At 70.4% G+C, this 12,521-nt stretch carries 13 protein-coding genes; 7 read left to right on the forward strand and 6 right to left on the reverse strand.

Features of this window, described 5'->3' with window-relative positions:
* Positions 1-51: 51 nt before the first annotated feature.
* The 4 genes from AWQ70_RS41710 to AWQ70_RS33515 all read right to left on the reverse strand — a co-directional run bounded on the left by AWQ70_RS41710 (position 52) and on the right by AWQ70_RS33515 (position 3,693).
* Complete coding sequence (locus tag AWQ70_RS41710; protein ID WP_245647270.1) at positions 52-690, reverse strand: hypothetical protein; 639 nt, start codon at positions 688-690, stop codon at positions 52-54.
* Between the two features lie 23 nt (positions 691-713).
* Positions 714-2,270 carry a radical SAM protein gene (locus tag AWQ70_RS33505; protein WP_067185510.1) on the reverse strand — a complete coding sequence of 519 codons (1,557 nt, stop codon included), beginning with the start codon at positions 2,268-2,270 and terminating at the stop codon, positions 714-716.
* A 5-nt stretch (positions 2,271-2,275) separates the two neighbouring features.
* Complete coding sequence (locus tag AWQ70_RS33510; RefSeq protein ID WP_218004754.1) at positions 2,276-2,575, reverse strand: hypothetical protein; 300 nt, start codon at positions 2,573-2,575, stop codon at positions 2,276-2,278.
* Positions 2,576-2,871: 296 nt separating this feature from the next.
* Complete coding sequence (locus AWQ70_RS33515; protein ID WP_067185586.1) at positions 2,872-3,693, reverse strand: prolipoprotein diacylglyceryl transferase; 822 nt, start codon at positions 3,691-3,693, stop codon at positions 2,872-2,874.
* Positions 3,694-4,083: 390 nt separating this feature from the next.
* On the opposite strand from AWQ70_RS33515, the gene AWQ70_RS33520 reads away from it, so the two are divergent.
* From AWQ70_RS33520 to AWQ70_RS33540, 5 genes are all read left to right on the forward strand, one after another.
* Positions 4,084-4,623, forward strand: coding sequence for a M15 family metallopeptidase (locus AWQ70_RS33520; protein WP_245647271.1), 540 nt, complete (start codon positions 4,084-4,086; stop codon positions 4,621-4,623).
* Between the two features lie 523 nt (positions 4,624-5,146).
* Positions 5,147-5,329, forward strand: coding sequence for a hypothetical protein (locus tag AWQ70_RS33525; protein ID WP_067185512.1), 183 nt, complete (start codon positions 5,147-5,149; stop codon positions 5,327-5,329).
* Positions 5,330-5,357: 28 nt separating this feature from the next.
* Entirely contained in the window at positions 5,358-6,443 is a 1,086-nt protein-coding gene (locus tag AWQ70_RS41715) for an NUDIX hydrolase (protein WP_067185514.1), read from the forward strand.
* Positions 6,444-6,640: 197 nt separating this feature from the next.
* Complete coding sequence (locus AWQ70_RS33535; RefSeq protein WP_084518096.1) at positions 6,641-7,654, forward strand: permease; 1,014 nt, start codon at positions 6,641-6,643, stop codon at positions 7,652-7,654.
* Between the two features lie 5 nt (positions 7,655-7,659).
* Positions 7,660-8,634 (forward strand): TIGR03943 family putative permease subunit, encoded by a 975-nt coding sequence (locus AWQ70_RS33540; protein ID WP_157530782.1) that lies wholly within the window; start codon positions 7,660-7,662, stop codon positions 8,632-8,634.
* Between the two features lie 143 nt (positions 8,635-8,777).
* On the opposite strand, the gene AWQ70_RS33545 is transcribed toward AWQ70_RS33540, so the two are convergent.
* The gene (locus AWQ70_RS33545; protein ID WP_067185519.1) at positions 8,778-9,623 is read right to left on the reverse strand and encodes a GNAT family N-acetyltransferase; all 846 of its coding nucleotides are present in this window, start codon (positions 9,621-9,623) and stop codon (positions 8,778-8,780) included.
* 177 nt (positions 9,624-9,800) lie between these two features.
* Here AWQ70_RS33545 and AWQ70_RS33550 point away from each other — a divergent pair, with 177 nt between their 5' ends.
* Together AWQ70_RS33550 and AWQ70_RS33555 are read left to right on the forward strand one after the other, a co-directional pair.
* Entirely contained in the window at positions 9,801-10,580 is a 780-nt protein-coding gene (locus AWQ70_RS33550) for an alpha/beta fold hydrolase (RefSeq protein ID WP_067185593.1), read from the forward strand.
* Between the two features lie 113 nt (positions 10,581-10,693).
* A complete protein-coding gene (locus tag AWQ70_RS33555; protein ID WP_067185521.1) occupies positions 10,694-11,389 on the forward strand; it encodes a PRC-barrel domain-containing protein in 696 nt (231 codons plus the stop codon).
* Positions 11,390-11,526: 137 nt separating this feature from the next.
* On the opposite strand, the gene AWQ70_RS33560 is transcribed toward AWQ70_RS33555, so the two are convergent.
* Positions 11,527-12,492 carry a YihY/virulence factor BrkB family protein gene (locus AWQ70_RS33560; RefSeq protein WP_067185524.1) on the reverse strand — a complete coding sequence of 322 codons (966 nt, stop codon included), beginning with the start codon at positions 12,490-12,492 and terminating at the stop codon, positions 11,527-11,529.
* Positions 12,493-12,521: the final 29 nt, after the last annotated feature.

The following is a 12,521-nucleotide window of genomic DNA, read 5'->3' on the forward strand; positions in this document are numbered from 1 at the left end:
TTCGGGAAAAAGCCACGCCGGGGAACGCCCGCCCCGGGCCCGAGTCTCGTCCTAGGTGAAGATTTTCAGGACGAGAGCGGCGATCGCGGCGACGACGACGAGGCCGAGATAGGCCAGGACCAACCGCGTGTCGCGCAGCAGGCACTTGCTCCGGACCAGTCCGGCCCGGCGAGCCCGGACATAACCGGCGAACCCCACCCCGGCGAACCCGAGCACCGCGAGCGGGCCCAGCAGCCAGCCCAACAGGGCCACGGTCGCGTAGACGCACAGCCGAAGGGGATCGAACGGCGTGACGATGACCGGCCCTCCCCGGCCGCCGGAAGTGCCCGCTCTCGGGACTCCCGGTCCACGCGTTCCGGCGCCGTACCCGCCGGCCCCGCCTGCCCCGGTCCCGTACGTTCCGGCGCCGCTCCCGTACTCGCCGGCTCCGCCGGATCCGTTCACCGTCGACCCACCGCCCGCGGTCCCCCCGGCCCCATTACTCCTCGTCCCGTAGACCCCGGAGACGTCGTCGGCGGCGAACCACATGGTCCTGGAGCCGTTCACCGTCCGCCCGTCGGCCGTGAAGCCCTCGGTCATGAAGCCCTCAGTCATGAAGCCCTCGGTCGTGTGCCCGTCGGCCGCCGCCTGGGCCGCGAGCGCTTCCTCGTAGGCCACCCCGATCAGCGGCGGCCTCCGTTCTCCTGGCATCTCTCCCCTCGTCTCTCCCGATTTCATGTGATCTCCACCAGCGGGAGCCGCACGCCGGCGTCGACGGAGGCGACGGCGGACATGCGCTGGCGGGCGAGCGCCGGCCACGCCTGGACCGCGCAGAACGGCGCGCACTGGTCCTGCCCTGAGCGGGTACCCACATGCACACAACACTGGATCAACCGCTCTTCGATCATGGTCGACATGTCCATGAACGGCTTGATGGTGATGCGGACCACCCGTTCTCCGAGGAGGCGCCGCAGCCGCCGCCTGCGTCCGGGCAGCGCCGAGGAGGCGAGCGTCAGCAGCGTGGACATGCCGAGGTCGCAGTTCTCGCAGATGTCCCGCCAGAGCTTTCCCACCTCCGGATGGGACAGCGACGACTGCTCGGAGAGCAGTCCGAGGAGCGACTCCTGTACCGCGAGGCGCAACTCGCGCGGGATCTCGGAGTCGGCGATCCGGTTGGAGACCAGGCCGAGGTTCTCCTTCAGGCGCTCGTGTCCGATGAGCGCGGTCAGGGAACGCCACGCGCCGGCGTCGTCCTTGATCATGTAGCCGACGGAGCAGCAGTGGGGGTGCGAGCACGGCAACGCGGTCAGGTCCCGCCAGGTGACCAGGCCGTCCGTCTGCGGGCCCAGCCGCTTCAGCACCCCGGTGTGGGTCAGCCGGTCCATCGGGTCGATCAGGCCGGAGCGGCCGGAGCCGAACTGCGGCTGGATCGACACCCCGCCGACGTACGGTGTGTCGAGCGCGAGCCGTACGACGTCGCCGATCTCGGCGTCGTTCACTCCGAGGGCGGCGGTCATCACGAGCGTCGTGAAGATCTCACGCTCGGAGAGGCGTTCGAGCGCCTGCGCCTTGAACCGCCGCAGGTCGCCGCCCCGGTGGTGGCGGGACGCCTCCGCGCTGACGCCGTCGTACTGGAGGTAGATCTCGACCCGCTCGCGGTGCTCGGTCAGCAGGTCGAGCAGGGCGTCGTCCCTGGCGATGAGGACGCCGTTGGTGTTGATCAGGATGCGGGTGACGGGCCGGGACACGAGCCGCGCGAGCAGCTCGGGCAGCGCGGGGTGCAGGGTCGGCTCGCCCCCGCTCAGCATGAGGACGTCGAGGCGGCCGTTCTCGCGGGCCAGCCGCTGGTCCACGTTGGCCAGGACCTCCTCAACCGGCACGACGCCGCGCAGGTCCGGCGAGGAGTCCGCGAAGCAGGTCGGGCAGCGCAGGTTGCACACCTCGGCGATGTCCTCGAGCAGGATGCAGGTGTGCTGCGTCTGCATCTCCGGGAGACCCTGGAGGTACGCCTCCGGAATCGGGGCGAAGTTTCCCGCGACGTCGGGGATGTGGGCCTTCGTCGGAGCGGTCCATTCCTCCAGATAGGTGAGGATCTCCGGATCCTCGTCGTAGAGCGTGCGGACCATGCCGTGGGTGCGGCAGCCGCGCTCCAGGTAGACCCGGTCGTTCCGGACGGCCAGCCGGCCGGACAGGCGGGGCACCCGGTCGAGGGACCGTTCCGGATCCTCCTCGTGGCAGAGGGGGCAGAACGCGTTGACGTAGCGCAGGATGCGATCACCGCGCAGGGGCATACCGCTCACAATGTTCCACCGGTGTAGATATCGGGGTTGACGCCGGTGCAGAACCCGACGGAGAGGATCGAGACGAGCGCCCAGCCGATCATGAGCCCCAGGCCGAGGCCCTTGGTCCACGGACGTCGCAGGAGGACGAGCCCCACGCCGCCGCCGAGCGCGATCGCGGCCAGGATGACCGCGGCCACGCCGACCACCACTTCCTTGTTCTCGGCGACGCTGTCGGCGACGCCCAGCGTGACCAGGAACCCGACGAAGTTGATCAGGATGAAGGCCGCGAACCCGGCGAACGCCGTGGCGACCACGATCCCGCCCGAATTCTTCGGAGGCGGGGGAGGCGGCGGGGGCCACCCCTGACCGGGCGGCGGTCCGTACGGTCCGTGGGGACCGCCCGGAGGCGGGAAGCCCGGTCCCTGCGGCCCCTGAGCCCATTGCGCGGGTGGGGGTCCCTGAGGGATCCCGGGGCCGGATCCTCCACCCGGATGCCGCGGGGCACCGGAAGGGGGCGGCGGTCCCTGCCCGTCCCCGGATCCGCCCGGAGCGGGCCGGCCCCGTTCGTCCCGGGGTTCGCCGGCAGGCTCGGGGGGAGTGGTCATGGCGTCTACGGGCCCCCGGAGGCGCCCTCCTCCTGTCGTCTGTTGATCCGGCTGTCCCTCTTGTGTACCAGCATGTCGTAATAACCACGGCGATGGCCGTACACCAGCCTGATCGAGACGAGCACGAGGCCGGGGACGAGGAACCACTGCGGCCGGGTGAGATCGAGCCAGACCGTCTCGTTCGCCCGGGTGAACTCCACCAGGAAGCGGAACACCGCGTACGCGCCGACGTACAGCGTGAACAGCTCACCCGGACGGACGACCCGGTCACGGGCCCAGCGCAGGGCGAGGAAGGCGGCCAGCTGGAAGGCGACCTCGTACAGGAAGGACGGGTGCATGGCCTGCCCGGCGACGCATCCGGGGCATTCCGGGACGGAGGCGGGCGCGTGAACCCCCCAGGGGAGGCCGGTGGGCCGGCCCGGCGCCTCCGTGAGGAAACAGCCGATGCGGCCCACCGCCATGCCGAGCGCGACGGCGGGAGCGAACAGGTCGCCCGTCTTGCCGCGATAACCGATGATCCGCTTGGCGATCAGCACACCGACATAGGCTCCGGTGAGGCCGCCGAGGATGCTGCGGGAGCCGAACATCCACGCTTCGAGAAGGGTGGGATTCAGATGCGGGTCCAGATGCTCGGCCCAGCCGGACAGGCGCATCCCGATCGCGCCGCCCACCAGCGCGCCCGCGACGGCGACCAGCGACTCCTCGTGCGGCGCTCCCCTGCGGCGCGCCTCCAGGACGAACACCACGGCCGCCAGGAGCACGCCGAGGCCGACGAAGAAGCCGTGGGTGGGGACGGCCAGCCCGCCGAAGCGCAGCTCGGGAAGCACGGTCGCCACCCTAGCGGCGCCGTCCGACGTTCCCGGCGCCCGCATCGGACCGTGGGAGCTGCCGCGGGGGAGTTACGCTGACGTATGGCTACCACACATTTCCGCAGATCAGCGATAGTGCTGTTGGCCATCGCCGGAGTGTCGGCGTGCAGCGTCGAAGGCAGGGCGGCGATGCCCCCTCCGGTCACGGTCACACCCTCGGAGAACGCGACGGCGGCTCCCACACCCGCTCCCGGCGGGGGCACGCCGTCCCCGGGGGAGAGCACACCCGCTCCCGGCGGGGGCACGCCGTCCCCGGGGAAGAGCACACCTGCGCCGGCACGGAGCCCGAGCGGGACAGGGACCCCGTCCCCGGGCGTCGCCCCGCCCTTCTCGGCGAAGGTGACGAAGGTGTCCCGGGACCAGGTGCCGTACTCATGGCGGCCGGGCTGCCCGGTCCCGCTGAGCGGCCTACGCATGATCACGATGACCCACTGGGGGTTCGACGGCAAGACCCACACCGGCAGGCTCGTCGTCAACAAGGCCGTCGCCGACGACGTCGTCTCGGTCTTCAAAAAGCTGTACGGCTTCCGCTACCCGATCCGGAAGATGGAGCCCATCGACGCCTACAAGGGCGACGACTACGACTCGATCGACGCGGACAACACCTCCGCGTTCAACTGCAGGAACGCCACCGGGTCGACCAACTGGTCCGAGCACGCGTACGGCCAGGCGGTCGACCTCAACCCTCTGGAGAACCCGTACGTGTACGCGAACGGGTCGCACGCGCACCGCAACGCCGACGCGTACGTCAGGCGGCCGCTGCACAAGCCCGGCGTGATCAACGCGGGCGACCGGGTGGTGCGCGCGTTCTCGACGATCGGCTGGGGCTGGGGCGGCTACTGGTCGGGCGCGAAGGACCTCCAGCACTTCTCGAAGAGCGGCAGGTAGAGGGCCCTCGCCCGGCGAGCCGGCCGCCCGCGCCGCAGCGCCTGTACGGCGGGTGCGACCTGGGCGGCGGCGCGGCGATCCGAATCACACTGGTGTGAGCGGGACCGGGCATGTCAGGCTGACGTCTGGCCCGGCCGCCGCCGGAGTCCGGCCGGACACGGAGGGGACTGACACTGCGATGGGGTCGAGCGGAGCACCCTCGTGAGACGCGTACGCCCGCTCCTCCGGCCGAAGGGGCGGGCGCCTGTGTCGTGCTATGAGAACTCGCGACCCCCGGTGCCGCCGGGAATCGCGAGCGAGGGCTCACACGCTAACGGATGTGGCGAGGGAAACCGGAAGGATCGCTTACCACTTCATAACGATCGGCAATCGGGCCAGTCACGTTCCAACGGGACCGGCCATGTCCACGGATCAACTGCTCGTCTTCACGACGGCGTGACAGGAGAAGCACCAGATGTCTGGCTGGAACAACTCAGGCCCAACCGTCCGCTTGTGGCCACCGGACCGCTTCGAAGTCCGCTGTGTGCGGGCGAGTCCGGAGTTCTCCTCAAGTGACCGTTACCACTACGCGAAGAACGCGCATGAGGCCGTGCTCCGGCTCAGAGACGCCGGGCTGGTGACGCAGTTGCAGGCCATCCGGATCGAGGACGGCGCCGTCCTTTTCGACCTCGCGTCCGGCACGAGTGTGCCGGCCGAGCAGTGGTGAGCCGCCGAAACGACGAGGAACAAGGACCATGGCGGCGAAGGACGGGGACGGCTGGGCGCTGTGCGATCGCGGGCACCGGCACTGGGGCGTCCACGGCGCCGCCGGCCTGCTCGCCGTCCACCACACGCTGGACGGCATGCCGTACATCCTGATGCAGAAGCGCTCCTGGTGGAGCCACCACGGCGGCACCTGGGGGCTGCCCGGCGGCGCGCGCGACAGCCACGAGGACGCGATCACCGGGGCGCTGCGCGAAGCCCGCGAGGAGGCGGCGCTGACCGGCGACCAGCTCCGGGTCCAGGGCGTCTATCTCGACGACCACGGCGGCTGGTCGTTCCAGACCGTCATCGCGCAGGCCGAGGGGCTGCTCGACGCCTCTCCCGCGAACGGCGAGAGCACCGACATGCGCTGGATCGCGGCCGACGAGGTCGCGGCGAGGAAGCTGCATCCCGGGTTCGCGGAGACCTGGCCGCGGATACGGCTCGCGCTGGCGCCCCTGGTCGTCATCCTGGACGCGGCCAACATCGTCGGCGCGCGCGCCGAGCACGGCTGGTGGCGGGACCGGGCCGGGGCCACCGCCCGGCTGATCGCCGAGCTGGATGATCTCGCGGCGCGCGGCCTGCACCGGCTCCCGGAGGGCCCGCACGACCTGGCCCAGTGGTTCCCCCGGATGACCGTGGTGGTCGAGGGGGCCGCCAGGGGCGCCATCGCCGGCCTCGGAGGACGGAGCGCCCTCACCGCCGTTTCCGACGCCATCTCGGGAGGCACCCCGGAGGGCGTCTCGGACGATGTCTCCAGACGTGACGCCGGGCGTGACAGCGGACATGAGAATGGACGCGGCCCTGGGGACCTCGTCGCGGACCGCGGCTCGGAGCACCTTCCAGGCGGTGTCCCTGTATCCGGTCGTCCGCTCGGTGGTGTCTCGGGGCGTGTGACCGGCGGTGTCTCGATCGTCGAGGCGCCCGGCAGCGGTGACGACGCGATCGTGGCGCTCGTACGCGAGGCGAACCCCTGGGCGAAGGTGCTCGTCGTCACGGCGGACCGCGAGCTGCGCCGCCGCGTGGAGGCCCTCGGCGCCTCGTTCAGCGGTCCGCGCTGGCTGCTGAACCAGCTCTGAATCGACCTGCGCCGGCCACAGGGCGCCAAGGATCGTGTCTCTCGTGAATGGGACGACGACGCTGAGGGTTCCGCCGTGAGCGACAGGGCGCTTTGCGCGGCGAACGGGACGACGCGATGGGACTCGGCGGGGCGGGAGTGGCACCGGTTGTCCACAGGCCGGGCGAGCCCGTCTCACAGCTCTGCCAGGATGACCCCATGTCCGACCGGACCCTGACCGATGTGTCGGCGGAGTTGCCCCCGGCAGAGTGGGGGCGGAGATCGGCGGCGCCTTCCGCGATGCCGTGGATCTTCGCCGCGCTCGTCGTTCTGCTGATCGCGGGACACTTCGTTCTGACTCCCCTGCTGGCGTTTCCCTCGCTCCAGACATGGGCGACGATCTTCGTGGCGATCTCCGTCCAGGCGCTGCCGTTCCTCGTCTTCGGCGTGCTGCTGTCGGCCGCGATCACCGCATTCGTCCCGGCCTCGTTCTGGACCCGGGCCCTCCCCCGGCATCCCTACGCCGCCGTACCGGTGGCCGGGGCGGCGGGCGCGGTCCTTCCCGGATGCGAGTGCGCGTCCGTCCCGGTCGCCTCCGGCCTCATGTCGCGCGGCGTCACGCCCGCGGCCGCGCTGGCGTTCCTGCTCGCCTCGCCCGCGATCAATCCGGTGGTCGTGGTGGCCACCGCGGTGGCGTTCCCGGGACAGCCGATGATGGCCGCCGCCCGGTTCGCCGCCTCCCTCGTCGTGGCCGTCCTGGTGGGCTGGCTGTGGCTTCGCTTCGGCCGCTCGACGTGGCTGCGCATCCCCGCTCGCACCGCGCCGGGCGGCTCCAAGTGGGAGGCGTTCCGCGAGGCGGCGCAACACGACCTGCTCCATGCCGGAGGCTTCCTGGTCGTGGGTGGTCTGACCGCCGCCACGCTGAACGTCTCCGTGCCGCGCTCCTGGCTCACCACGGTGGCCGACGTTCCGGTGCTTTCCGTCGTGGTGCTCGCTCTGCTCGCCGTCCTGCTGTCGATCTGCTCGGAGGCCGACGCCTTCGTCGCGGCGTCCCTGACCACCTTCTCTCCCACGGCACGGCTCGCCTTCCTGGTGGTCGGGCCGATGGTGGACCTGAAACTGATCGCACTCCAGATCGGGACGTTCGGACGCGCATTCGCCGCCCGGTTCGTCCCTTTGACGTTCGTCTTGGCGGTATTGGTGAGCCTGGCCGTCGGAGGTCTCCTGCTGTGAACCGCATGTCGCAGAGCCTGGTCATGGTGTTCCTCGGCGGAGCCGTGTTGCGGATCACCGTGCTGTCCACGACCTACCTCAATTATGTGAAGCCCGGTTTCCACCCGTTCCTGGTCGCCGCCGGGGCCGTGGTGCTGGCGCTCGGTGTCATCGGCCTGATCCAGGAATGGCGCAAGCCGCGCTTCACGATCCCGGAGCACGCGCGTGAAAACCGCGCCCCCTATCAGCACCGCACCGCCGATCATGATCGCACCGGACATCGGGGATACGACGCACAGGACTCGCCCGGACACTTCTCGCACGGGGAGGGCGATCGGGGCGGAGATGCCCGGCTGAGCCACAGCGAGAGCACGGACCACGGGAGCCGTGATGACCATGAGGGTGGTCCCTGGGGCCATCTGGGCTACGCGAGTCATCGAAGCCACTTGGGCCAGGGGGACCATGAGAGCGGTCATGGGGGACATGAGGGCCACGACCACTCTCGCGGGCCCCGAGTAGCCTGGCTGCTCTGCCTACCGGTGTTCGCGATCTTCCTCATCTCCCCGCCCGCGCTCGGAGCGTTCGCGGCCCGCTCGGAGGAGCCGCCTCCGCGCCCACCGGTCACCTCGGACACCTACGCTCCCCTCGGGGACGACACCGTGATCGCGATGCCGATCGGGGAGTTCATCGGCCGGGCATGGGCGGACTCCACCTACTCGTTGTCGGGCAAGCGGGTTCGGCTCACCGGGTTCGTCGTGCCGTCGGCCAAGAAGAACCGGTGGTACGTCACCCGCATCCAGATGAACTGCTGCGCCGCCGACGGCATCCCGTTGAAGGTGTCCGTCCTCAAGGCGGCCCAGCCACCCGTGGACACCTGGGTCGAGGTCACCGGCACGTGGGTACCCCCCAAGTCCGACAAAATCCCCAACGGCACGGTGGCTCCCGAGCTCGTGGCCACCGACGTCATCGAGATCCCCCAGCCAGTGGAGCCGTATGAGTAGGGCTGAGCGGGGCCGATCGGGGCCATGGCTCGGGCCGAGCGGGGGAGTCGGGGCCCCGGCGCCGCCGGGCCGGCCAGAGGACGGCCCGCGCCGGTCACCGGCCGCCGGTCAGAGCGGTGGGTCAGCCGAGCGGGGCGGGTGGGTCAGCCGAGCGCGACCATCACGGGCGTGAACAGGCGGCTGCGGTCGCCGGGGAGCGGCGCGCCGTACTCCATGATCGTCGTGGAGAAGGAGTGGTGCAGGCCGTGCTCTTTCGCCCAGGCGAGCAGCTCGGAGCGGCTCGTGTCGATGTCGATGCGCACCGGCCCCTCGACCTCGGAGGCCAGGTCGGAGAGCAGGCCCAGCGCGGTGTCCGCATCCTGCGCGATCGCCGGGCCGAGCACCGTCTCGCCCAGGTTGCGCCAGGCGCCGGCGAAACCGGACAGACCGCCGTCCGGTCCGTCGACCACGCGGAACCGCTCCGAGAACGCCTGCAGCCGGGTCAGCAGTTCGCCGCGCGGCGCGCCGAAAACCTCGGCGTCCAGGGCGAGGATCGCGGACAGATCCGACGGCGTCGCCGGCCGTGACGTCCCGCGGGTGAGACCGGTCGCCTCGCCCACATGCGTGGCGCACTCGCCGATCGCGCGGAAGCCCAGCCGCTCGTACATGGGCCGTCCGTACGCGGTGGCGGTCAGCCAGGCGGTCGCCGTCCCGGCCCTGTCCAGGGCGTACCTCAGGAGCGCGCCGCCGAGGCCGCGGCGTTCCCGCCGCTTGGCGACGAGCATCATGCCGATGGCGCTGATCTCCTGGCCGAACCGGGTGCACACGACCGCCGCGGCCAGTCCGCCGTCGGGATCGTCCACGCCGTAGACGTCTCCGACCTCGAACAGCAGTCGCCATTTCCGCTCCTCGGGCGACCACTCGCGGTCTTCGGCCAGGCGGAGACAGGCCGGCAGGTCGGTGACATCGAGGAGACGGACGGGAAAGCCGGAGATCAACTGATCGGTCACATGATTCCTTCTGATCGGTGCGGGTCGGCGGTCGACCGTGGCCAGACAGCACTTGGATCGTAGCCAGGCGGCCCTCGGCGGGACGGACTCGAACAGGCCCCGAGCGCCTGCATCATGTCGCATCGCCCGCGAGGGACTCAAACGGATTTCTACCTGCTTGGATCAACAGTCATGAGCATGACGGCGCATGTGTACGGCGACGGTTTTCCCCTCATCGGCCTGTCCTGGTTCGGCCTGGACGGCGCCGCGATGGCGGCGGCCGTGGAACCGGCCCTACCCGAAGCCACCCCCTTGCAGCGGATATATCCGGACCTGCCGGGATGCGGGCGGACACCGGGAGGGCCGAAGGATTCCGACGGTGTCGTGGACGCCGTGCTGGAGTTCCTCGACACACGGATCGGCTCCCGCCGGTTCCTCCTCGCGGGCTGCTCGTACGGCGGCTACATCGCCGCCGCCGTCACCCGGCGGCGGCCGGAGCAGGTGGCCGGGCTGATGCTGATCTGCTCCGGGGTGAAGATCCGGCCGGAAGATCGGGAGCTGCCCGAGCCGCCGGACCGCCCCGCCCCCGAGGGGTGGTTGTCGGGCGTACCCGATGATCTGCGGGAGCACCTCTCCCTGGCGCTCGGCGACCGGACCGGCGGGGCGGCCGAACGGGTGGCCGCGGTGCTGACCTCGTCGGCCTCGCGTGACGACGAGTATCTGGCGCGGCTGCGGGCGACGGGATACCAGCTCTCGGACGAGGGCGCACCGTCGATCTACCGGGGGCCGACGACCGTCGTCTCCGGCAGGCAGGACCGGATCGCGGGGTACGCCGATCAGTTCCGGGCCCTGTCGTCCTTCCCGTACGCCTCTTTCAGCGCGCTGGCCGACGCGGGGCACTACCTCCCGTTCGAGCGGCCTGACGCCTTCCGCGATCTCGTACGGGAGTGGCTCGCCCGCTGCCACATCGGCCGGTGACGGCGGCACCCGTGGGAGGCAACACAATTTTTAGATGCTTCGTCCGCTATGTCGGGTTTCTCGTCAAAGTCCAGCGGTAGGGCCGATGGGGACAACGAAGGACGGAGGAAAAGATGATCACCCAGGAGGAGATTCCGCGGGTGCTGGACATCCCGGTCCAGGGCACCGGCGGGCAGAAGCTCGGCGAGGTCAAACACGTCTTCCTCGACGACGACACCGGGCAGCCGGAATGGCTCTGCGTGAAAACCGGCCTGTTCGGCACGAGTGAGACGTTCGTCCCGATCCGTAATGCGGACCTGGTCGAAGACCACGTAGAGGTCCCGTACGACAAGGAGCGCGTCAAGGGCGCCCCCAACGTCGACGTGGACGCCGGCGGCCATCTGTCCGTCGAGCAGGAGCGCGAGCTCTACCGCTACTACGACATGAGCTGGGAAACGTCCTGGGAGCAGGCCAACCAGCCCGGCCAGGGCTGGGCCCACGCCGGCGGCGAGCAGGAGCGCGAGCGCCTGTCCGGGGGCGTCGGAGGCGAGACGGCCACCCGCCCCGGCGAGACGGTTCGGCCGGGAGAGACGGTTCGCCCGGGCGAGACCAGGGGCGAAACGGCGACCACCCGCCCCGGCGAGACCGGCCGGATAGGAGAGCCGACCCCGCCCGGGCGCACGGGAGAGACCGCCGGCCGCAGGACAGGGGAGAGCCTGCGCACGCGCCTGCGCCGGTACCTGTCGCCCGAGGAGTCGCGTCGGGAGCGCCCCGATGCCAAGCGGGACGACTTCGGCGACACCGGCGGCCAGTCCGGGCGCTCCTTGTGAACGACGCCGACCGCGTGAACGTCGTCGCCCTCGCCGGCTGACGCGTTCCCGGTACGGCGGAAAGCCCGGCACAGGCTCGGAGGTCGACCCTCCGGGTCTGTGCCGTGTCATGCCCCCGACTCCCGGAGGAGGAGGCGTCACGCCTCTTTCTTCATCTTCCTGGTGTCCCGGGGATCGACGTACGGCGTCTCGTCCTCGGGGTGGCCGGCCTCGATGGAGCGCTGACGCGCCAGCTCGGCGTCGAACTCCACTCCCAGCAGGACGGCGATGTTGGTGATCCACAACCAGATCAGGAAGACGATGACCCCGGCCAGGGTGGCGTACGTCTTGTTGTACGAGCCGAACTTCGTCACGTACACGGCGAAGATGATCGACGCGACGATCCACAGGATCACCGCCAGCAGGCTGCCCGGGGTGAGCCAGCGGAAGCGCGGCTGCCGGACGTTGGGAGCCAGCCAGTACAGCAGGGCGAGGACCAGGGCGACGAGGATCACCAGGATCGGCCACTTGCCGATGTTCCAGATCATCACGCCGGTCTCACCGATGCCCAGCGCCTGACCGGCCTTCTCCGCCAGACCGCCGGTGAAGACCGTCACGAACGATCCGATGGCGATCAACACGACCAGCAGAGCGGTGATGCCCACGCGCAGCGGCAGGGTCACCCAGATCGGCCGCCCTTCCGGCATCTCGTACAGCGCGTTGGCCGCTCGTATGAACGCCGCGACGTACCCCGAGGCGGACCACAACGCCACGACGATCCCGATGATGCCGGCGACACCGGCCGCGCGCGGGCTGCTCTGCAGGGCCTGCAGTACGGGACCGAGGGTCTGCTTGGCCGGGCCCGGGGCCATGGAGGTGATGTTGGCCATCAGCGTCCGCGAAGCCGAGGCGCCGAACAGCCCGAACAACGACACCACCGCCAACAGCGCCGGAAAGAGCGAAAGCACCGCGTAATAGGTCAGCGCGGCCGCCCAGTCGGTGACCTTGTCCCGCTGGAACTCCTTGACGGTCCGCTTGAGCACATGGAACCAGGACTTCCTGGGCAGTTCCGTGGGGCTCTCCGGCGCCCTGCCCGAATCCGGCTGCGGCTCTTCCCGCGTCATGGCTCTTTCCCCCCAACTGCGCCCGTTGC

Source organism: Microtetraspora niveoalba (genome assembly GCF_001570405.1).
Taxonomy (GTDB): Bacteria; Actinomycetota; Actinomycetes; order Streptosporangiales; family Streptosporangiaceae; genus Microtetraspora; species Microtetraspora niveoalba.